At 33.0% G+C, this 21,377-nt stretch carries 19 protein-coding genes, 5 tRNA genes and 3 other annotated features; of the genes, 6 read left to right on the plus strand and 18 right to left on the minus strand.

What is annotated here, in order from left to right:
* Window positions 1-6: 6 nt before the first annotated feature.
* From LN736_RS00085 to ytxC, 11 genes are all read right to left on the minus strand, one after another.
* On the minus strand, window positions 7-993 hold the full coding sequence (locus LN736_RS00085; RefSeq protein ID WP_150356203.1) for a glycosyltransferase: 987 nt from the start codon (window positions 991-993) through the stop codon (window positions 7-9).
* On the minus strand, window positions 994-1,998 hold the full coding sequence (locus LN736_RS00090) for a glycosyltransferase (RefSeq protein WP_150356204.1): 1,005 nt from the start codon (window positions 1,996-1,998) through the stop codon (window positions 994-996).
* Window positions 1,999-2,146: 148 nt separating this feature from the next.
* Window positions 2,147-2,746: a cell division protein ZapA gene (gene zapA / locus LN736_RS00095; RefSeq protein ID WP_150356205.1), complete on the minus strand. Its 600-nt coding sequence runs from the start codon at window positions 2,744-2,746 to the stop codon at window positions 2,147-2,149.
* A gap of 199 nt (window positions 2,747-2,945) precedes the next feature.
* Window positions 2,946-5,327, minus strand: coding sequence for a phenylalanine--tRNA ligase subunit beta (gene pheT / locus LN736_RS00100; RefSeq protein WP_229980380.1), 2,382 nt, complete (start codon window positions 5,325-5,327; stop codon window positions 2,946-2,948).
* Window positions 5,328-5,394: 67 nt separating this feature from the next.
* Window positions 5,395-6,417, minus strand: a complete 1,023-nt coding sequence (pheS, locus tag LN736_RS00105) for a phenylalanine--tRNA ligase subunit alpha (RefSeq protein WP_268253714.1) — start codon at window positions 6,415-6,417, stop codon at window positions 5,395-5,397.
* A gap of 64 nt (window positions 6,418-6,481) precedes the next feature.
* Window positions 6,482-6,704, minus strand: a binding site (T-box leader).
* A gap of 61 nt (window positions 6,705-6,765) precedes the next feature.
* Window positions 6,766-7,554 (minus strand): TrmH family RNA methyltransferase, encoded by a 789-nt coding sequence (locus LN736_RS00110; RefSeq protein WP_150356207.1) that lies wholly within the window; start codon window positions 7,552-7,554, stop codon window positions 6,766-6,768.
* A 103-nt stretch (window positions 7,555-7,657) separates the two neighbouring features.
* Window positions 7,658-8,017, minus strand: a complete 360-nt coding sequence (gene rplT / locus LN736_RS00115) for a 50S ribosomal protein L20 (protein WP_150356208.1) — start codon at window positions 8,015-8,017, stop codon at window positions 7,658-7,660.
* Window positions 8,018-8,041: 24 nt separating this feature from the next.
* Window positions 8,042-8,239 (minus strand): 50S ribosomal protein L35, encoded by a 198-nt coding sequence (gene rpmI / locus LN736_RS00120; RefSeq protein ID WP_150356209.1) that lies wholly within the window; start codon window positions 8,237-8,239, stop codon window positions 8,042-8,044.
* 15 nt (window positions 8,240-8,254) lie between these two features.
* Window positions 8,255-8,779: a translation initiation factor IF-3 gene (gene infC, locus LN736_RS00125; RefSeq protein WP_150356210.1), complete on the minus strand. Its 525-nt coding sequence runs from the start codon at window positions 8,777-8,779 to the stop codon at window positions 8,255-8,257.
* Between the two features lie 17 nt (window positions 8,780-8,796).
* Window positions 8,797-8,924 (minus strand) — a sequence feature (ribosomal protein L20 leader region).
* A gap of 49 nt (window positions 8,925-8,973) precedes the next feature.
* Entirely contained in the window at window positions 8,974-10,887 is a 1,914-nt protein-coding gene (gene thrS / locus LN736_RS00130; protein ID WP_229980383.1) for a threonine--tRNA ligase, read from the minus strand.
* Between the two features lie 80 nt (window positions 10,888-10,967).
* Window positions 10,968-11,193, minus strand: a binding site (T-box leader).
* A gap of 65 nt (window positions 11,194-11,258) precedes the next feature.
* Window positions 11,259-12,161 carry a putative sporulation protein YtxC gene (gene ytxC, locus LN736_RS00135; RefSeq protein WP_179977891.1) on the minus strand — a complete coding sequence of 301 codons (903 nt, stop codon included), beginning with the start codon at window positions 12,159-12,161 and terminating at the stop codon, window positions 11,259-11,261.
* 250 nt (window positions 12,162-12,411) lie between these two features.
* On the opposite strand from ytxC, the gene LN736_RS00140 reads away from it, so the two are divergent.
* From LN736_RS00140 to LN736_RS00160, 5 genes are all read left to right on the plus strand, one after another.
* Window positions 12,412-12,487 (plus strand) — tRNA-Val (locus tag LN736_RS00140).
* Between the two features lie 6 nt (window positions 12,488-12,493).
* Window positions 12,494-12,570 (plus strand) — tRNA-Asp (locus LN736_RS00145).
* Between the two features lie 3 nt (window positions 12,571-12,573).
* Window positions 12,574-12,649: transfer RNA gene (locus LN736_RS00150), tRNA-Phe, on the plus strand.
* Between the two features lie 14 nt (window positions 12,650-12,663).
* Window positions 12,664-12,738 (plus strand) — tRNA-Gly (locus tag LN736_RS00155).
* Window positions 12,739-12,747: 9 nt separating this feature from the next.
* Window positions 12,748-12,821 (plus strand) — tRNA-Cys (locus LN736_RS00160).
* A gap of 73 nt (window positions 12,822-12,894) precedes the next feature.
* On the opposite strand, the gene LN736_RS00165 is transcribed toward LN736_RS00160, so the two are convergent.
* The 4 genes from LN736_RS00165 to LN736_RS00180 are packed head-to-tail and all read right to left on the minus strand — an operon-like array spanning window position 12,895 to window position 17,068.
* A complete protein-coding gene (locus tag LN736_RS00165) occupies window positions 12,895-14,262 on the minus strand; it encodes a HAMP domain-containing sensor histidine kinase (RefSeq protein ID WP_179977892.1) in 1,368 nt (455 codons plus the stop codon).
* The gene (locus LN736_RS00170; RefSeq protein ID WP_229980385.1) at window positions 14,246-14,935 is read right to left on the minus strand and encodes a response regulator transcription factor; all 690 of its coding nucleotides are present in this window, start codon (window positions 14,933-14,935) and stop codon (window positions 14,246-14,248) included. Before LN736_RS00170 ends, LN736_RS00165 begins: the two co-directional genes overlap by 17 nt.
* A gap of 38 nt (window positions 14,936-14,973) precedes the next feature.
* Window positions 14,974-16,137: an ABC transporter permease gene (locus LN736_RS00175; RefSeq protein ID WP_229980387.1), complete on the minus strand. Its 1,164-nt coding sequence runs from the start codon at window positions 16,135-16,137 to the stop codon at window positions 14,974-14,976.
* Complete coding sequence (locus tag LN736_RS00180; RefSeq protein WP_268253716.1) at window positions 16,130-17,068, minus strand: ABC transporter ATP-binding protein; 939 nt, start codon at window positions 17,066-17,068, stop codon at window positions 16,130-16,132. The genes LN736_RS00175 and LN736_RS00180 overlap by 8 nt, the downstream gene beginning before the upstream one ends.
* A gap of 151 nt (window positions 17,069-17,219) precedes the next feature.
* On the opposite strand from LN736_RS00180, the gene LN736_RS00185 reads away from it, so the two are divergent.
* Window positions 17,220-18,368 carry a pyridoxal phosphate-dependent aminotransferase gene (locus LN736_RS00185; protein ID WP_229980389.1) on the plus strand — a complete coding sequence of 383 codons (1,149 nt, stop codon included), beginning with the start codon at window positions 17,220-17,222 and terminating at the stop codon, window positions 18,366-18,368.
* 122 nt (window positions 18,369-18,490) lie between these two features.
* Here the strand turns inward: LN736_RS00185 and dapB are convergent, their stop codons facing one another.
* The 3 genes from dapB to LN736_RS00200 form a co-directional block, all read right to left on the minus strand.
* Entirely contained in the window at window positions 18,491-19,237 is a 747-nt protein-coding gene (gene dapB / locus LN736_RS00190) for a 4-hydroxy-tetrahydrodipicolinate reductase (protein WP_229980391.1), read from the minus strand.
* Window positions 19,238-19,380: 143 nt separating this feature from the next.
* The gene (gene dapA, locus LN736_RS00195; RefSeq protein ID WP_229980393.1) at window positions 19,381-20,262 is read right to left on the minus strand and encodes a 4-hydroxy-tetrahydrodipicolinate synthase; all 882 of its coding nucleotides are present in this window, start codon (window positions 20,260-20,262) and stop codon (window positions 19,381-19,383) included.
* Between the two features lie 37 nt (window positions 20,263-20,299).
* Window positions 20,300-21,295, minus strand: coding sequence for an aspartate-semialdehyde dehydrogenase (locus LN736_RS00200; RefSeq protein WP_150358329.1), 996 nt, complete (start codon window positions 21,293-21,295; stop codon window positions 20,300-20,302).
* Window positions 21,296-21,377: the final 82 nt, after the last annotated feature.

A 21,377-nucleotide genomic window follows, 5' to 3' on the forward strand; every position in this document is an offset into this window, starting at 1 on the left:
ACAGCACTACAATATACCATTTAATTTTAATTTTTCAATTATAATGGACATTCTTTTATCCCAGCTGTTATCTAATGCAAATTTTCTTCTTAAAATAGATAAACTCTTTTTGTCTTCGTGAATTGATTTTGTTATATTTTCCATAAAATCCTGCTTATCCTTTGATATATAACAGTTACTTTTCATTTTCACAACTTCTTCTATAGCGGTGCTGACTACCGGTTTCCCCAAAGACATATATTCGTATAATTTTATGGGATTACAGCAATTCGTCATTTCATTTACCTTAAATGGTATGATACAACAATTAAAATTATTAATATAGCAGGGAAGTTCTGTATATCTTTTTTCTCCCAAAAAATATACATTACTGTTTAGATTTATATCTACCTTACCGCATCTAGATCCTACAAACACAAAATCATAGCTACTGTTTGATATATACTTCACCAGATCCCAATCTATCCATGGAGCTATAGCTCCTACATATCCCACAACTTTTCTATTTTTAGGAATATCTTTCGGAATTATATTTTTATTTAAAGAAAATTTACCTGCATCCACTCCATTCTTAACTATATAGACCCTATTGTGCCTTAAAAAAAACTTTTCATAAAGCCTGTCTGATGTTACAAATACTATATCTGCTGCACTTAACATGTCTTCTACATATTGATTCCAAATTTTAAATTCATGAGAACTGTCGTCTACTACATCATATACTATATAATCATGATCTATATTATTTATTCTGACTATTTGTGCTGGAGAAGAGCACCATAATATTATAGGTCTGCTCAATTTTTTAATTTCAATTTTATAATTTGCTCCAACTTCATATAAATTTCTGTTTATTTTTATAAAATATTCCCCATTTACATTATCTATATAATACACGGTATATCCCATCTCACTTAATTTTCTCATTATCTGTTGAGGCCTCTGGTACATTCTATTATAAGCCACTGTAGGCATTTGAATAAAAGTAGCCAATTATGATCCCCCTATTCTATACTGATTTAGAATATGTCTATAACTTTCAAATAATGGGTTTATACATTTTTTCCAGTTGTAATTTTTAATTATATGATCCTTTAGGTCTTTATGGTTTTTTATTTCAATGCACGTACTTATAGCAGTTTTTATACTGTATTCATTATAAGGACTGCAGTAAATACACATATCTTTAAAATATTCCCTTGTACTTCCCTCTGCAGTTGAAACTATATTGCAGCCACTGGCAGCTGCTTCTAAAGACGATAAACCTGGTGTTTCTACGAAACTTGGCATTACATGAATTTTTGCATTTCTATAAGCATTATATAAATTATAATCATCCATAAATCCCAGATATCTTACATTATCATAGGACATACATTTGTTAAAATAATCTATATCATTTATACTTCCTATAAGCACTAATTGCAGCCCCAATTCACTGCATACTCTACTTAAGGCAAGTTGATTCTTTCTGCTGCATACCCTTGCCACACAAAGTACATAATCTTTCAGCCCATATGTTTCCTTAAAATTGTATAAAGCTCTATGTTCTACTTCCACACCATTATAAATTACCTTGTAGGGGACATTTATATGAAAATCATTTTGTATTTGAATATTCTCTAATTCACTGTTAGGATATATTAATCTACACCCTCTCAATATTTCTTTCCTGCACATATTCAGTTTATCCCACAACAACAAATTTTTATTATCTCTCACATAATTATAGTATCTCTTTAAGTTCCAATATATAGGCGATAATACTATAGCTTTTTTGTATTCTTTAGCTTTTTTGTAATATTTATAGGTCTCTTCAACTCTAGTCAAATTAAACAGATGTATTATATCATAGGGAGAATAATCCTGTACCAATCCTGTATTTATATCTACCTTCACTTTTTTCTCTCTTAAATATTGAGCTGTTTTCACAAGCTGCATTGAATCTCCTGCAAAATTTTTAAAGCAGTCTCCCCTTATACAAAATAAAACCCTCATAATAAATCCTCCAGACAATAGCAAAAAAGTTCTCTCCCAACTCATTATATGCACATATTTAAATTTAGTTATTAATTAAGTGATCCCTGGATATGTCGAAATTTTATTCATAAAAAAATTCGAACTAACATCATCATCAGTTCGAATTTCATCTTGATCCTCTATTTAAAAGAGGATTTTTCTGCTTTTTTTCTTTTGCCAAATTTATTTGGTTTTCTATCAATTTATGTTGAAGATCTATTATCTTATATTTTCCGGATTGAACTTGAAATTTTAATTCTTTATTTTCTTCTATAATCTTTGTGTTTTCCTTTATATATTTCTGAGTTGTTTCCTTTATAATTTCTATTTCCTCTTTAAGCTTTTCAATTTGCTTATCTTTCTCCTTTAATTGATCATCACTTTCAGCTTTTTTCAATTTTTCTTTAAATTCTCCATTGAGTTCTTCTGTATATTTAAGCTGTTTTTTTAAAGAATTAATCTGATCCTCATAAACCTTTTCAACTTTTTTTAATTCTCTTACCTGCTTTGACAATTCATCATTATTATTCTGCACCTTTAGCATATCATCTGCCACATTAAGTGCAGACAAAATAGCCGCTGAGGAAGTGCTTAATTTACTATTATTTTCTAATATATTTTTTACCTTTTTATCTACATAACTGGCTACCTTATGTAGATACTCTTCCTGCTCGTCACCTTTTAAATTGTATTCAATTCCATTTATAAACACTGTCACTACGTTCATTCAAACACCCTCTCAGATATCCATCCTGTTTTCACAATTCCCTATAAGAATATTTTATCACAAATACTGTATATATTAAATATTATATTTAAGTTTAAATAGTTATCAAGTGATTCTAAGATTCAAATAACAAATAATAAAATTAAGTTAGATAGTAGGTATTAACTTACCATCTAACTTAATTAAATTTTGATTTTACTTATCTAAGTTGTGCTCCAAACTTATGTTCCAACGCTTTTAATATTCTATCATGAACTTTATTTACTTCTTCATCTGTAAGTGTTCTATTCTCAAGCCTGTAGGATATAGAGTAAGCTACACTCTTTTTTCCCTCTGCCACCTGCTTGCCTCTGTAAACATCGAAAAATTTCGCCCTTTCCACCATATTTCCTCCTTGTTCCTTTATAACATCTTCTATTTCTTTTACCAGGACATCTTCATCCACCAGTATTGCCAAATCCCTCGTAACTGCAGGAAATTTAGGAAGTGGCTTATACTCTTTATTCCAATTGGCATATTTATAAAGCACATCCAAATCCAATTCTGCTATATAACACTTTTCGTCAACTCCATAATTATCTAATACATTAGGGTGAATCTCTCCCAGTACACCTATAAAATCCTTTTTTATATATAGGGATGCTGTCTTTCCCGGGTGAAAACTTGGATTACCGCTTTCCCTTTCAAAAGAAAACCTTTCTATTTTCAACACTTCTAATATATTTTCCACTATACCTTTTAAATCAAAATAATTTACTTTGCCATAAATGCCAATAGTCACAATATTTTTTTCCTGAGGCAGTTTATTCACATCCTTATTTGGTATATATACTTTACCTATTTCAAATAACCTGGCCAGTTCATTTTTCCTAGAATAATTTCTGCTTAAAGATTCCATCATGGAGGGTATTGTAGTAGTTCTCATTATACTATAATCTTCTCCTAGAGGGTTTTTTATAACCACAGCATTTCTAAGAACACTATTCTTTGGTAAAAGTATTCTGTCAAATACTTTTCTGCTGATAAAAGAATAGCTTATAGACTGATTTAGACCGCTGGAAGTAAGTGCCCTCAGCACTTCATCGTCCAATTTCTGTTTGGTATTTTTTCCGCCTCTGGTACTTACACTTTTTATTATGGTAGAAGGTATATTGTCATAACCATATATTCGGGCTACTTCTTCAGCAACATCTTCCTTTATTTTTATATCTCTGCTTCTAAAAGTAGGTACATCTATTTTTAGATCTTCGCCTTCTATTTTAGTATTTAGTTCCAGTCTATTTAGACACTCAGCCATTTCATCTTGAGGTATTTTCGTACCCAAGAAATTATTTATCCAATTATAATTTACCCGCAAACTACCGGGTTCAATCTTTTCATTGTATATGTCTATGGTACCTTTCATGACCTCTCCTGCATTTAATTTTCCTATTAAATAACAGGCTCTGTCCACAGCCATCTCACATAAATTAGGATCTAGATCTTTTTCAAATCTAGCTGAAGCTTCTGTTCTAAGACCTAATTTTTGAGAAGAAATCCTTATATTAGTTCCATCAAAATTAGCACTCTCAAATACTATTGATGAGGTATCTTCCCTGATTTCCGAATTAAGACCTCCCATTATTCCTGCAATACCTATAGCTCTATCTCCATCCCTTATAGTAAGTACATTTTTATCCAACAATCTTTCTTCATTATCCAGAGTAACAAACTTCTCTCTATTTTCTGCCCTTTCCACTATTATATTGTTTGACTGTATATATCTCGTGTCATAAGCATGCATTGGCTGACCTGTTTCAAGCATTACAAAATTGGTTATATCCACTATATTATTTATAGGTCTTACTCCTGCATCCAAAAGCCTTTCCTGCATCCATCCAGGAGACTCTTCTATCTTTACATTTTCTACACCCCTAGCCATATACCTTCTGCAAAGCTTATCCCTTACTTCAACCTTTAAACCATCGTTTATGTATTTACTTGAGGAAATCTCATATTCCAATGCAGGCATTTTATAACTTTCATTTAAAGTTGCCGCAGTTTCTCTTGCCATTCCTATAATACTCAAGCAATCAGGTCTATTGGAAGTTATCTCAAAATCCAATATACTGCTGGTCATATTGAGCGCATCTTTTATATCCTCACCAATAGGTGTATCTACAGGCAAAATCATAAGTCCATGTACAGGTTTATCACCGGCTATTCCCAGTTCCTCTTCAGAACAAAACATCCCGTTTGACATGATTCCTCTCAATTTTCCCTTTTTTATCTTCACTCCTCCGTGAATTACAGAACCGTGAAGTGCAACAGGAACTATATCATCTTCCTTCATATTAGTGGCAGCCGTTATAATTTGAAGCAGTTCATCTTTTCCTATATCTACCTGGCATACTACCAATTTATCTGCATGTGGATGTTCCTCTATCTTTACTATCTTTCCCGTAACTACATTTTGAATTTCATCTCCAGTTGTAATCACTTCTTCCACCTTTGAACCACTTAAAGTCAATTTATCTCCCAATTCCTTGCCTGTAATATCTATCTTCACATAATCCTTTAACCAATTTACAGGTACCTTCATAAAAAAATCCCCTTTCTTTGTTTAATTCAAATTATCAATTAAATTACAGTTATTCTATTTATTTAAGCTAAAACTGGTTTAAAAATCTCATATCACTTTCATACATATTTCTTATATCATCTATGCCGTATTTCATCATAACCATTCTATCTACACCCATTCCAAAAGCAAATCCACTGTAAACTTCAGGATCTATACCACAATTCCTAAGCACCTGAGGATGGACCATACCGCATCCCAGAAGCTCTATCCATCCCTCTCCCTTACACACTCTGCAGCCCTTGCCGTTACACACAAAACAGGTAGCATCCATTTCTGCAGAGGGTTCTGTAAAAGGAAAATGATGCGGCCTAAATTTTGTCTTGACGCCCTCTCCAAACATTCTTTTAGCAAACAGTTCAAGAGTTCCCTTCAAATTTGCAAAAGTTATGCCCTTATCCACTACAAGGCCTTCCATCTGGTAAAATATAGGTGAATGAGTGGCATCTACTGAATCTGCACGGTATACCTTCCCCGGAGATATCATCTTTATTGGAGGTTTTTGCTTTTCCATAGTCCTTACCTGTATTGGAGATGTCTGGGTCCTCAGCACTACATTGTCATTTATATAAAATGTATCCTGTTCTCCTCTTGCCGGGTGATTCTTAGGTATATTTAATGCTTCAAAATTATAATAATCCTTTTCGATTTCAGGTCCCTCTTCTATAGTAAATCCCATGGAAATAAATATCTCTTTCATGTCTTCTAAAATCTGTTCCAGCGGATGACTTCTTCCAATATTTTGCTTAACGCCAGGCATAGTTATATCAATCGTTTCACTTCTGAGTTTTTCCTCCGTTTTAAGTGCCTTCATCTTCTTTGATGTCTCTTCTATAGAGTTTTCCAAAAGTGTCCTGATCTCATTGGCTAATTTCCCCACTACAGGCCTTTCCTCTGGAGAAAGACTTTTCATTCCCCTAAGTATTTTAGTCAATTCGCCTTTTTTCCCCAAATACTTAACTCTTATATCCTCTACACTTAAATTATTTTTTTTATTCTGCAATTCTTCAAGTGCACTTTCTTTAATTTTCTCTAATTTTTCTTTTATCATGCCAAATTCTCTCCCTTCCAAATAAAATTCAATTTTTAAATCTAAATATAAAAAATTCGTCCCTTAAAGGGACGAATTCCTAATTCCGCGTTACCACCCAAATTAATATCATTTAAATAATATTCTCTTTGAAAATTTATCGGCATTACCGCTAACTGCTAATTACAATTTCACAGGTAGTACTCCAGAGCGAACTTCAATATATAGTATTTTAAAAAAGCTTTCAGCCTTGACTTTTTTTCTCTAGAAAATACTGATATACCTACTTTCTCCTTCACAGTATAATACTATAAATTTTTTGTTATCTATACTTTTAAATATTACATATAGTTTTCCCTGTTGTCAATATTAATTTTTTAAATTCTGCCTAACCAATTCAAACATCATTATAGATGCTGATACAGCTGCATTTAAAGATTCAGCTCCACCCGGCATTGGGATTCTTGCTTTTATATCTGCAATTTGTTCTATATCTTCACTCAGCCCATTTGCCTCATTTCCCACTGCAAATATAATTTTTCGATTTAAGCTTACATCATAAAAATTAGTTTCAGCATCCAACAAACTGGCTATGAGTTTAAATCCATTTTCTTTCAAAACTTTTATCTTATCAAGTTGCTCATCTTGAATTACCGGTACATGAAAAATTGAACCCATAGTAGATCTTAAAGTTTTTTCATTATATACATCCACTGTTCCTTTTGTGAGTATAACTCCTAAAGCCCCAGCAGCATAAGAGCTCCGTATTATAGTGCCCATATTCCCAGGATCCTGTATTCTGTCCGCCAATACATAAAATCCTTCCATATCTTTTTTATATCTTAACTTGGTGTTTTTCACTACTGCAACTATGCCCTGAGGATTTTCTGTAGTGCTTATACTCTTTAATACTTCATCAGTCACAATATATACAGAAGGCATATTTTTAATTTTTTCTTTCATTAAATTTCTTTCCCATATATCATAAAAATCACATGTTAAAAAAATATCAGTTATTGCAAAATCGGAATTCACAGCCTCCATTACGAATCTCAGGCCTTCTATCAAGAACTTTCCATTTTCAACTCTATATTTTTTTTCCTTCAATTTTCTAGCCTGTTTTATTTGTAGATTGTCTTTGCTCCTTATTATATCCATCTACATACCCTCATAATCCATATTGTAAAAATCAAGTGATTTCTTTAAATTCACATGAATTAACAAGTCATGTAAATCTAAAAACCACTTGATATAGTATAATTTATGCACTCAGTTGTTTTTTTGCTATGTCAACCAATTCAGTAAATGTCTTTGGATCATTTATTGCTATTTCAGAAAGCATTTTTCTATTCACATCAATACCTGCTGTCTTTATCCCATTTATGAATTTTGAATAGGAAAGCCCATTTATTCTGGCTGCAGCATTTATTCTAGCTATCCAGAGTTTCCTGAAATCTCTCTTTTTTAATTTTCTTCCTATATATGCATTTCTTAAAGCTCTTATGACTGTTTCATTGGCTGATTTAAACAACCTGCTCTTGCCGCCATAATAACCTTTTGCGAGCTTTAGTATCTTCCTATGATGCTTACGAGCATTCACAGCTCTTTTTACCCTTGCCATTTTAAAACCTCCTTTTAGAATACTTTATACATAAGGTATTAATTTTTTCATCACTTTTTCTTGAGCTTCTGCTACATATCCTGCCTTCCTAAGATTTCTCTTAGTCTTTGCGCTTTTTTTAGTCAATATGTGACTTTTATAAGCTTTTGATCTCTTTAACTTGCCTGTTCCTGTAACTTTAAATCTCTTTGCCGCACTTCTTTTTGTCTTCATTTTTGGCATAATAACTTCCTCCTCTCAATTATGCTTTTTTGTTGATAATGTCATTATCATATTCCTGCCCTCAAGTTTTGGCTGCTTTTCTATTACGCTGATATCTTCAAGTTTAGAGTAAAAATTATCTAAAATTTTTTTACCCATAAAAGAATGACCAGCCTCTCTGCCTCTAAATCTTATAGTGACTTTAACTTTATCACCTGTAAGCAAAAATTTTTTTGCATTCTTAGCTTTAATAGAAATATCATGTTCTTCAATAGTTGGGCTGAGTCTCACTTCTTTTATATTGGTAATTTTCTGCTTTTTTCTAGCTTCTTTTTCCCTTTTAGATTGTTCATAAATAAACTTTCCATAATTCATTATTTTACAAACTGGAGGGTTTGCCTTTGGAGATATCATAACCAGATCCAATTCTTTTTCCTCAGCAAGTTTTAAAGCTCTTTCTAAAGATACAATTTCAGCCTCATCTCCATCATTTGGAACTACTCTTACTCTTTTTGCAGCTATCTCATCATTTAAAAGAAAACCTTTATTTATATTATTCACCTCCTAAGTGAATCAAACAAAAAATATGAAAAAGGACGACTTACGCCGTCCTCTAAATACATGCAATAGAAAATTTATAATAAAATTTTCATAACCTTACTGGCCATGCCGTAAGGTGAGAAACGGCTAGTTTCTGCTTGACAAATTGTATTATACTATTTTTGTCATTACAAGTCAATACAAAATTATATCAGTTATATGTCACTTACTTTTTTGGAAATTTCCTCTTTAAGTTTAGATATAAAATCATCTAAAGACATAGCTCCTAAATCTCCATCTTTTCTATTTCTAACGGATATATTCTGTTCTTTTACCTCTTTATCCCCCAGGATAATCATATAGGGCACTTTCTGCATCTGAGCTTCTCTTATCTTGTAGCCTATCTTTTCATTTCTAACATCGGCTTCCACTCTTATATCCTGATCTTTAAGTCTTTTAATCACTTCTTCCGCATATTCTTTCTGATTATCTGTAATGTCCATAACTTCTACCTGGACTGGTGCAAGCCAAGCCGGAAACGCCCCTGCATATTGTTCTATGAGTATTCCTATAAATCTCTCTATGGATCCAAATATAGTTCTGTGCACCATAACCGGCCTGTGTTTTTCTCCATCTGCCCCTATATAAGTTAGATCAAATTTCTCTGGCATCTGGAAATCCAACTGTACTGTTCCACACTGCCATGTTCTTCCAATGCAGTCCTTCAAATGGAAATCTATCTTAGGGCCATAAAAAGCTCCATCCCCTTCATTGATTTTATAATCAAGCCCTGATACCTTTAATGCAGTTTTAAGGCCCTCAGTTGCAGCTTCCCATTCCTCCTCGCTTCCCATGGAATTTTCAGGTCTTGTGGAAAGTTCAACAAAATATTCAAATCCAAACACCTTATAAAAATCGTCTATAAGTTTTATAACTTGAGTGATTTCATGGGTAATATCCTCTCTCGCAACAAATATATGAGCATCATCTTGAGTAAAGCACCTTACCCTCATAAGTCCGTGAAGTGCTCCTGATTTTTCATGTCTATGGACAATTCCCATTTCACCATACCTTTTAGGTAAATCCCTATAGGAACGTATATCACTCTTGTAAACAAGTATAGATCCTGGACAGTTCATAGGTTTTATAGCATAATTTTCACCGTCTATTTTGGTAAAATACATATTTTCCTTATAGTGATCCCAGTGTCCTGACTGATGCCACAATCCTTCATTTAACAAAATCGGAGTCATTATTTCATCATAATCAGCTTTTCTATGCATTTCTCTCCAAAAGTTTTGAAGCTCATTTCTAATTATCATTCCCTTTGGATGGAAAAATGGAAATCCAGGTCCCTCTTCATGCATACTGAACAGATCCAATTCTTTGCCCAATTTTCTATGATCTCTCTTCTTAGCCTCTTCCATCATCTTCAAATAGTTTTCCAGATCACTTTTCTTTTCAAATGCAGTCCCATATATTCTCTGGAGCATTTTGTTCTTTTCATCTCCACGCCAATAGGCACCTGCTATGGAAAGGAGTTTTATTGCTTTTGCTTTCCCAGTAGAAGGTAAATGTGGTCCCGCACATAAATCCACAAAATCACCCTGCCTGTAAAAGGATATAACTTCACCTTCTGGCAGATCCTTTATCAATTCCACTTTATAAGGTTCTTTTCTATCTTCCATAAATTTTATAGCTTCTGCCCTTGGAAGTTCAAATCTCTCCAATTTGATATCTTCTTTTACTATCTTGTTCATCTCATTTTCAATCTTAACTAACAATTCTGGTGTAAATGAAAAATCTGCGTCTACATCATAGTAAAATCCTGAATCTATGGCAGGTCCTATGGCAAGTTTAACATCTGGATACAGCCTTTTTATAGCTTGAGCAAGTATGTGAGAAACTGTGTGTCTCAATATTTTTTTACCATCTTCATCTTCAAAAGTGAGAATTTCAAGTTTACAATCACCATTTATTGGATGATAGAGTTCAACTACTTCACCATCTAACTTAGCACCCAGCGCTTTTTTCTTCAGAGAAGTACTCAATTTTTCCGCCACATCAATTACCTTTAATCCCTTCTCCACTTCTATTTTGTTACCATTTTTAAGGCTTATATTTATCATTTTTATTCCTCCTTTACAAACTTTTCTAATTTCGAATTTTTATTTAACTATAAAAATAAATAAAAAAATACTCCTCCCTCTACTGGGACGAGTATTACCGTGGTTCCACCCAACTTAATAGTATAAGCAAAGATCACAAATACTATTCTCTCTACCTTTAACGCTGGCTAACGGAAATACTTACAAAACTTCAGTATACAACTCCTGGGTGGTTTTCAATAGATTTCATTTAAGGGATATTTCAGCACACAATCCCTCTCTCTTAAAACAATTGATCTATTTACTCTTCCCTTTCATAGCTTTTACTTCTACTTGGCTTCATTATATTATTCCAAAATGATTATGTCAATAAAAAAATAGAATTTTGTAGTTTATATTCTATTAAGATGATTTTTTATAGACTCACATGTACTGCAATTATTGCAAAATCTAACTCTGTCAGTAAAAACTTTTTCAATGGTATTTATCAATTCTGGATTTTTACAATTTTCAGCACAGTGAATTACTATTTCATTGGGTGAAGTAGTTATAAGTGCACTTATCAAAATATCATCTAAATCTGAATTTGTATCTTTATTACGATTTAATTCCTTTAAATCTCTAAAAAAGCTTTCTGTTATATCCTGCTCTTTATCTCTTATTATATATTTACCATTATTATCTATTATTATACTTAAATAATCTATTTTACTTTCCTGAATTTCTACAAAATATTTTAAAAGCTTTATAAATTCATTATATTCTTTATTTACCATATATTTTTCCACTACTTTATCAACTATACTTTCTAAATCGTCTAAAAGTTCTTTTATTCTAAAAGTCACAAATCCATCTATATTTATTTCATTGTTCTCACTTATACAACTTGATATTTTATCTAGTATCTCATTTCTTTTATTTATACAGGATATAGAATTATCATCTATAATTTTCATCTCGCCCTTTAGCACTCTTATACTTTCTAGTTTGATTTCTTCCAATTCATCATATTTGAGAAAAAAATATTCATCAGACAAAAAATTCAAGATATCTTTTTCACAAAATTCCTCTATTACTATACCATATATAATATTTGCAACATACATATTGAATATATTCATAAGTTTGCTATTAATTTCTCTATCACAAAATAACTTAAGGAAGTGAGTATCAGATTCTATACTTTCATATATCCCAATAAGCACACCTTTATGTCTAAAATATTCCTTTAATTCCTGGATTCCCTGTATTACATTTTCTCTTTCTTTATTGTAAACTATAGTTAATAACAGCATTATTCACACTCCCTTCAAAAATAGTATGCATCTAAACAAAATCTATATTCAAATTTCTATTGTCAAATATCGACATACTAAAATCAACATTTTCAAAATATTGATCAATATATAGAATAAATTCCAAATAAGAATATATTAGCAACAATTTTGAAATCCACTACAGCCCGGCTGATTTTTTTATGCAAGGTATTGACAATATATAGAACTCAATATATAATATGAATTGTCGTGGTAATAATGTGCTTATGGGCGCATAGCTCAGCTGGGAGAGCATCTGCCTTACAAGCAGAGGGTCACAGGTTCGAGCCCTGTTGTGCCCACCATATTATGGCCCAGTGGCTCAGTTGGTTAGAGTGCCGGCCTGTCACGCCGGAGGTCGAGGGTCCGAACCCCTTCTGGGTCGCCATGTGGCCAGATAGCTCAGTCGGTAGAGCAGAGGACTGAAAATCCTCGTGTCCCTGGTTCGATTCCTGGTCTGGCCACCATTTATTTTAAATGTGCGGGAGTGGCTCAGTGGTAGAGCGTCACCTTGCCAAGGTGAACGTCGCGGGTTCAAATCCCGTCTTCCGCTCCATTTATACACGGCGCTATAGCCAAGTGGTAAGGCAGAGGTCTGCAAAACCTTCATCCCCAGTTCAAATCTGGGTGGCGCCTCCAAATTAAACAAAAGATAGTCTAGTTACTGAGATTTTAGTAACTAGACTATCTTTTTTATCGATTCACTTAAGTTTTAGCACTTTACATCCATGAATATTTTAAACACCAGCTTCTCGTTTTCCCTACATGCCTTTACAAACCCACCGTGGTGTTTGACTATTTCTCTTACAATGGACAAGCCCAGGCCGCTGCCCTCTTTTTTTCTGGACAAATCACCTTTATACAGTCTTTCAAAAAAATTTTCTATATCTTCATCGCCAACTGGAGTTTCAGGAACATTTGATACTGAAACCACTGAATAAAAACTATCATTGTATTTTTCCCTGCTTACATTGAATTCAACAATTGTACCATCTTTAGAATACTTGAGCGCATTGCTTAAAAGATTATTCACTGCCCTCAGAAACAGATTGGGATCTGCTTTGATACCAATAGATTCCTGAGGTAATTTGAGTGAAAGCTTCAAGCCTTTCCGTATAAATTCATCTTCCTCTTCTTCAGCCACCTGCCGTGCCAATTCATTTAACTCCAGACATTGCCTTTCAAGTATTATGTCCTTAGAAGACAGTTTCGAATATTCGAAAAAATCATCCAGCATACTTTTTAAATACAATCCTTTTTTATTCATTATATCTATATAATCCTCAAGTTCACGTTTCGAATCATATTTTCCATTTTTAATCATGTCTATATACCCCAGTATAGTAGTTAAAGGAGTTCTCAGATCATGGGATATATTGGTTAAGAATTCATTTCTGTTTTTCTCCTCTCCTTCAATCCTTGAAGCCATATAATTTATGTCTTCAGATAATTCTCTAAGTTCGTTTTTATATTTAAGAGGGACTCTTTCGGATAGATCGCCTTCGGCAATACTTCTAACTGTTGATTTTATTTTGGATATATAAGATATGCGTTTCCATATGAGCGTGAAAAATACAATTATGAAGATTAAAATTGCCATTACACCTACAATATTGCTATTATCCAATTTACCATAGCCAGTATATATGTAATACAGATAATACCCATCTTTTAGGTAATCACACCTGGTTATTTTAACCAGATTATCTCTATGGGCATTTAAAAATTTAAATGTTCTTTTTCCATTTTCAATCTGATCATTATCTATACTTTTAATTTCTCTATTATTTGAAGCTATCACCCCTCCATCTTTTCTCACTACAAAAATAAAATAGGTCATACTATATTCTCTGTCCATATATTTTTGTAATTTTCCGGAATTATTCATATCCATATTTTTCAAGTCCTGTTCAACTGGGGCAATCATGTTTTTATATATATATTCAGGAGTGCCATTATAACTATTCAAAAAAGAACCCAAAACAAATTCTCTCAAAAAAACTGCAAGTACAAGTGATATAATCACCGAAAAAACTGCAGAAAAAGCCAGTTCACTCCTGAGTTTAAATATCCTTTTCAATTTTATAACCTACTCCCCATATAGTTTTTATGTATTTACCCTGCTTAACACTATCTCCCAGTTTTCTCCTTAAATTTTTAACATGCATGGTTACAGTATTGTCATTTTCCAGAAAGGTATCCTTCCAGATTATCTCATAGAGTGTCCTGGTGGAATATACCCGTCCCCTATTTGATGCCAGCGTGTACAAAATTTCATATTCCTTTGGAGTAAGCACAACTTCCACATTATCTTTTTTTACTGTATGCTCCAGGGTATTTATTTCTATATCCCTAATTTTCAGCATATGGTTTTGCAAGGTATTACCGGCTTTAGCTCTCCTGAGTACAGCCAGCACCCTTAAAGAGAGTTCCGTAAAATCAAAGGGCTTTACTATATAATCATCACATCCAGCTATGAATCCCCTTATCTTGTCCATTTGCTGATCTTTTGCAGTGAGAAGTATAACAGGTAATTTTGAGAATTTCCTGAGTTTAGACAGCATGGTATATCCGTCCATCTTGGGCATCATAATGTCCAGAATTATCAGAGAGACTGGCTTTGATTTTAAAATTTCCAGGCCTTTCTCTCCATCAGAAGCATTATATACTGGATAACCTTCCTTTTGAAAATAATTTATAAGCATGTTTCTTATGTCATCGTCATCATCTATTATCAATATATTTTCCCTCACATCAATCACCCAACTTAAAATTATAGCACTTTGTATTTTCAATCAAAATCACTTTTGCCAAAAACATAACTGCTTAAAAACAGCATGACTAGAGTCCATGCTAAACAGGTTATCAATATAAAAGCTACATTTATGGTACTGGTAAGTTGCACAGAAATATCACCACTCAATGTGCTTATTACGTCAACTATATATGGAACAGGCAGAAATTTTACCAAAACCCCGTATTTTGCCGATACAACATATCTGCCTGCAAAACCAAAAAGATACCAGACGGCCGTTCCTCCAATTAACATAAAACTTATAAGAGATGAAATAAGTGAATTTCTGCATAAAACCGATATAAACAGAATTATTGATACAATGGCTATTGAAACAATTATTGCAATCAACACCATTTCAATAATTGCACTCCAGAGGGGAATAATTGATCTGCTTCCATTTACATACCTCATCTGTGAGGTTATTGGACTCAATATGAGAGAGCTGTCAAAAACATACTTTGCGCCTACATCAAAAGGCAGCCTTAAATCTGAAATGCCAAGGTGAATTCCACCTTCCAGTATGAATATTAAGGTACTTACAATCAACGTACCTGTACTTAAGATTATGGCAGCAACAAACTTGGACATAATGATTTTCTTCCTTGAAATAGGTTTTGTAACCAAATTCTTAATTGTGTTCGGAGAGTAATCTCCTGACACTATGTCGGACAAGAATACAATGAGAATAAGTAAAAAAAACACCGGTATAAAATACGCCAGAATTTCCATAGCTGAATACATTCCCTTTGGTATAAGCTCATTTTTTTCTATATTATATTTTTTCTCATATTTCAATTGAAGCAGCTTGTATTCATTCTCAGGGTTATTTTCCCTTTCCAATTTTTGAATTCGCTCATCCAATTTTGATTTATCATAATTTTTTATTTCATTGAGCTGCTCTTCTCTATCTTTTATCTCCTTCTGGGTACTCACTATATCCCTGGAAAATTCGGCTTTTTTCAATTCTGAATCAGCTTTGTCCCTGCCCATTTTTTGGTTGACAAGAAGAGCTTTATATTTCTGGGATTGTGCTTCCAGAGTATTTGTTTTCAAGGTGATTATCAATCCAAATCCAATTGTAACCATAAGGACAATGACAATCCAAATTTTCTTTTTAACAACTATCCTTTTTAATTCCTCCCATATATATCTATTCATCACCATTTTCCCCCATCATCTTTATAAATTTATCTTCCAGGTTTTGCTTTACTTCAAAGCAACCTTCCACAATTATTCCGCTGTCATGTAATTTTTTCAATACCGTAAATAAATCACATGATTCAGTATTTATTAAAATTGAGACTCCATCATTTTTTACTTCCAACAGTTTTACATCAAATATATTTTTTATAATTTCCGATGCCTTTTCAGATAAATTCGTTTTTATAAACATGTTTTTTGCACTACTGGCTTTGGAATTGCTGCCTATTTTTTCAACGCCCACAATTTTACCCTCATCTATAAAAACAACCTTTGTACATATACTCTCTATTTCACTTAAAATATGTGAAGATATAAGAACACTTACCCCCTTTTCCTCAGCTAAAATCTTTATAGTATTTTTAAGTTCCACAACCCCGATTGGATCCAACCCATTTGTAGGTTCATCCAATATCAAAAGGGATATGCGACCCATAAGCGCCTGGGCAAGCCCCAGCCTCTGCTTCATTCCCAGAGAATATGTTTTTACCTTTTTATCAATTTTTGAACCTAATTTAGAATATTTTATGACATCTTCTATCTTATCTTTTGTAACGCTTTCCATCATGCCGGCTATATAATTCAAGTTCTGTCTTCCAGTCATATAACCGTAAAACTCCGGTTTCTCCACTATAGCCCCTATATTTTTCAGTGCTTTTTCTCTTTCAGTTTTAAGATCTTTTCCTTCTATTAGAATTTCACCTTCATCCGGGAACAACATACTGGTTATAATTTTGATCAATGTAGTCTTTCCAGCACCATTTTTCCCTACAAGACCGCAGATCTCACCTGCATTTATGGAAAAAGCAATGTCTTTTAAGACTTGTACCTTTCCTCTTTTTTTAAAAACTCCTTTTAACTCCAATACTTTTTGTATCAATGGTATCATTCTCCTCATAATCTATTTACTATGTTCATTTAAAATTGTAAAATATAAAAGTATAATAAAAATATATTAAAGATAAAGAAAAAATAAAGTTTTTTTCAGGGAGTATTAGCAATAATGATACGATAATTCAAAATAGATAGGAAGTGTAAACTTGAACAGCATATCAAGAAATGTACAATCCGTGGAAATTTCAGGTATCAGAAAATTTTACAACAAAGTTATCCAATATCCGGATGCAATATCACTAACTTTAGGACAGCCTGATTTCAATGTACCCGGTAAAATCAAAACAGCTATGATAAAAGCTATTGAAGACAACAAAACTACATATACTTCAAATGCGGGTATCATAGAACTAAGAGAGGAAATATCAAAATATCTTAAGGGATTTCATATAAATTATAGTAAAGATGAGATCTGCATAACCATAGGTGGAAGTGAAGCACTGATGGATGTGTTTGCAGCATTGATAAACAGCGGCGATAAAATACTCATACCAAATCCCGCTTACCCAGCTTACGAAAGCTGTGTAAAAATTTTAGGTGGAAATATAGTCACCTATAATTTAAAAGATGATTTCTCTATAGACTTTGACAATTTGAAAAGAACACTTGAAAATGAAAAGCCCAAGGTAATGGTTTTATCATACCCTTCCAATCCCACTGGTGCCGTTTTGTCTGGAGATGACAATAGGAAACTTTATAATTTGATTAAGAAAAATAAATTGATTGTAATAAGTGATGAGATCTACGCTTCATTAAATTTTGAAAAGGATTATTTTTCCCCGGCTCAATACAATGATATAAAAGATCACATTATATTAGTCAGCGGTTTTTCCAAAATGTTTTCAATGACAGGCCTCAGGATAGGTTATGTATGTGCCCATAAATCATTTATGGATGAAATAATGAAAGTTCATCAGTACAACGTGTCCTGTGCTCCATCCATATCCCAATGGGGAGCCTATACAGGATTAAAAAGCTGTATGAAGGATGTAGATTACATGTGCTCAAAATTTATTGAAAGAAGAGATTACATATATAATAAATTAAAATCTCTGGGATTTGAACTGAATCTACCTAGAGGCGCTTTTTACGTTTTTCCCTCAATAAAAAATTTCAACATGAAAAGTGAAGAATTCTGTGAAAAGCTCTTAAAGGAAGCCAAAGTAGCCGTTGTACCCGGCTCCGCTTTTGGAACAAAAGGCGAAGGGCATATTAGAATATCCTATGCCTACAGCATGGATAAACTTAAAACTTCCATGGGAAAAATAGAAGACTGGATAGCAAGTCATTTTTAGAACCGTCAAGCATTTTTTAGGTTCAGATGGAGTTTGTTATGAGGAATACTCCTTCTCCATCCAAACCTTCTATACAATGAATATATTCAACACCTTTTCAAGTAAAAAGAACTACTTGATCTTTATGAAATTACATCATCCATGGAATAGAATCCGCTCTTTCGACCATACATAAACTCACAGGCTTTTAAGGCCCCTACTGCAAATACTTCTCTTGAAATAGCTGTATGTTTTATCTCTATGGTTTCACCCTGTCCGGCAAATATAACCTCATGCTCTCCTACTATGCTTCCGCATCTCACTGCATGGATACCTATTTCATTATGAGCTCTTTTTCTGATTCCCTCTCTTCCATTTACAAAATTTATATCCTCTGATATGGAATTCTTTATGGTATTTCCCAGTAATAATGCCGTCCCACTTGGGGCATCAACTTTCTGGTTGTGATGCTTTTCTATTATCTCTATATCAAAATTTTTATATAGAAGGACACTTATATCTTTTAATACTTTATTTATCACATTTATACCTATGGACATATTTGCGGATCTAAAGATGGGAATACTATTTGAAGCTTCTTTTATCTTATTTATTTGCTGTTCACTATATCCAGTGGTGCAGAATATTACTCCAATGTTTTTTTTATTTCCATATTCAATAAGCGAATCCAATGCTTCAGGTCTTGAGAAATCTAGTATAACATCCGCATCCACATCACATTCTCCTATATTGTGAAAAACAGGAAATTTATTCTCTGCAGAATTCTTATCCACTCCTGCTACTATGGACACTTCTGAATTCTTTTCTGCCAGACCTGTTATTACCTTCCCCATTTTACCATTACATCCATTCAATATAACCCTCACCATTTATATCTCTCCTTAAAATTATTTATTTTAAAAAATTAAAACCCATTACATACAATTTAACGTGAAAGTAACTTGTCTTTCACGTTAAATTTACGAAATGAAATTTTCTATTTACACAATATTCTCAATAATTCATTCTATTTTTATTTCAAAAGTCCATAATTTTTAAGTTCTGATTTCACGATCTTCAGGTTCTCTTCTGACATACTGCAGAGTGGAAGTCTCAAATGACCTACATTCATTCCCAAAATATTCATAGCTGTCTTTATAGGTATAGGATTTGTCTCTATAAACATAGTATTCATCAATGACAATGCCTTTAACTGCATAGCTGCTGCCTCTTCCACTTTCCCCTCTAAAAATAACTTACACATATCATGCATGTCTTTAGGAATAATGTTGGCAAGTACAGATATAACGCCTATTCCTCCCAGGGAAAGTATAGGTATTGTCTGATCATCGTTTCCTGAATACAGATCTATCTTGTCTCCACACAGTGCTTTTACCTGAGCAATCTGACTTATATTTCCACTGGCCTCCTTAATAGCCTGAATATTTTCTATCTGGCATAATTTTTCCAGTGTTTTAGGTTTTAAATTCAATCCAGTTCTCCCTGGTACATTGTATATAACTATGGGTGTTTTTATACTTGAAGCAACTGCTTTAAAATGTTCCACCAGTCCCTTTTGTGTAGTTTTATTATAGTAAGGCGTAATTACCAAAACTCCATCTACGCCTATACTTTCTGCCCATTTGCTCATATTTACAGCAGTTTCAGTACAGTTACTTCCTGTTCCTGCAATAACTGGGATTCTTCCTTTAACTGTATCTACAGTAAACTTTATAGTATCTTTTCTTTCCTTTTCTGTCATAGTAGAAGCTTCTCCAGTAGTTCCACAAATTATTATGGCATCAGTACCTGACTCAATCTGCCACTTGAGCAATTCCTTCAATTTCTTAAAATCCACTCCACTATCATTAAAAGGAGTAATTATAGCAACTCCCGAGCCTTTAAATAAACTCATAATAACACCTCATCATTAAAATATTTAATAAAATATATTATTTTTCATCTTTAATTATACATTCTGCTATTTGGACAGCATTTGTAGCAGCACCTTTTCTTATATTATCCGCTACAACCCATAGATTGAGTCCTCTGTCCACACTAAAATCTCTCCTTATTCTTCCTACAAACACCTCATCCTTTCCGGCGCAGTCCAAAGGCATAGGATACACTAAATTCTCAACATCATCTTTTAATATTATTCCTTTACAATCTCCGTATAATTGGAATATATCTTCTATGTTGAAATCTTTCTCAAGTTCTACATTTATGCTCTCACTGTGTCCATACACTACTGGCACTCTAGCTGTGGTAGCTGTAATCTTTAAAGTATCATCATGAAGTATTTTTCTAGTTTCATTTATCATCTTCATTTCCTCTTTAGTATAGCCATTGTCCAAAAAAACATCTATATGTGGAAGTATATTTCCCGCTATTGGATAGGGAAATTTCTTAGGCGGATTTCCCTTATAGCCTTCCATAAGATCATTATAGCCACCCATTCCAGCACCAGATACAGCTTGATATGTAGAATATACTATTCTCTTTATGCCATATCTATCATATAAAGGCTTAATTGCCACCACTGCCTGTATTGTAGAACAATTGGGATTGGCAATTATTCCACTATTCCATTTTATATCTTCCGGATTTACTTCTGGAACCACTAAAGGTATCCGTTTATCCATTCTCCAGGCACTGCTGTTATCCACAACTACTGCTCCATATTTTGAAAATACAGGTGCAAATTTAAGACTTACACTTGCTCCTGCTGAAAACAATGCAATATCTATTTTTTTGTTTTTTACATTTTTTTCATCTAACTCTTCTACAACAAAATCCCTATCTTTAAATTTTAGCACTTTTCCACTGGACTTAGCAGAAGCATACAAATACAAATTTTTTATTGGAAAATTTCTTTCTTCCAATACTTGAAGAAATTTTCTTCCTACCATTCCAGTACATCCAACTACAGCCACATTATAATTCATCTCAGTACCCCTCCTAAAAATTTATCAAGTTTCGCCTTATTAAATATTCTACACTAAATTACTGAAATATGTTATAAAAAAT

Origin of the sequence: Clostridium aromativorans (assembly GCF_020908015.1) — a bacterium.
GTDB classification, from domain to species: Bacteria; Bacillota; Clostridia; order Clostridiales; family Clostridiaceae; genus Clostridium_B; species Clostridium_B aromativorans.

Excerpts from the sequence above, each read along its gene's own strand:
- LN736_RS00090 (WP_150356204.1), bottom strand. The coding sequence starts at position 1,998 with ATGAGGGTTTTATTTTGTATAAGGGGAGACTGCTTTAAAAATTTTGCA.
- dapB (WP_229980391.1), bottom strand. The coding sequence starts at position 19,237 with ATGGTGAGGGTTATATTGAATGGATGTAATGGTAAAATGGGGAAGGTA.
- dapA (WP_229980393.1), bottom strand. The coding sequence starts at position 20,262 with ATGAGTTTATTTAAAGGCTCGGGAGTTGCTATAATTACTCCTTTTAAT.
- rplT (WP_150356208.1), bottom strand. The coding sequence starts at position 8,017 with ATGGCAAGGGTAAAAAGAGCTGTGAATGCTCGTAAGCATCATAGGAAG.
- LN736_RS00110 (WP_150356207.1), bottom strand. The coding sequence starts at position 7,554 with ATGGATATAATAAGGAGCAAAGACAATCTACAAATAAAACAGGCTAGA.
- pheS (WP_268253714.1), bottom strand. The coding sequence starts at position 6,417 with ATGATAAAAGAAAAATTAGAGAAAATTAAAGAAAGTGCACTTGAAGAA.
- thrS (WP_229980383.1), bottom strand. The coding sequence starts at position 10,887 with ATGATAAATATAAGCCTTAAAAATGGTAACAAAATAGAAGTGGAGAAG.
- rpmI (WP_150356209.1), bottom strand. The coding sequence starts at position 8,239 with ATGCCAAAAATGAAGACAAAAAGAAGTGCGGCAAAGAGATTTAAAGTT.
- zapA (WP_150356205.1), bottom strand. The coding sequence starts at position 2,746 with ATGAACGTAGTGACAGTGTTTATAAATGGAATTGAATACAATTTAAAA.
- pheT (WP_229980380.1), bottom strand. The coding sequence starts at position 5,327 with ATGAAGGTACCTGTAAATTGGTTAAAGGATTATGTGAAGATAGATATT.
- LN736_RS00180 (WP_268253716.1), bottom strand. The coding sequence starts at position 17,068 with ATGATACCATTGATACAAAAAGTATTGGAGTTAAAAGGAGTTTTTAAA.
- LN736_RS00175 (WP_229980387.1), bottom strand. The coding sequence starts at position 16,137 with ATGAATAGATATATATGGGAGGAATTAAAAAGGATAGTTGTTAAAAAG.
- LN736_RS00200 (WP_150358329.1), bottom strand. The coding sequence starts at position 21,295 with ATGAATTATAATGTGGCTGTAGTTGGATGTACTGGAATGGTAGGAAGA.
- ytxC (WP_179977891.1), bottom strand. The coding sequence starts at position 12,161 with ATGCTGTTATTAACTATAGTTTACAATAAAGAAAGAGAAAATGTAATA.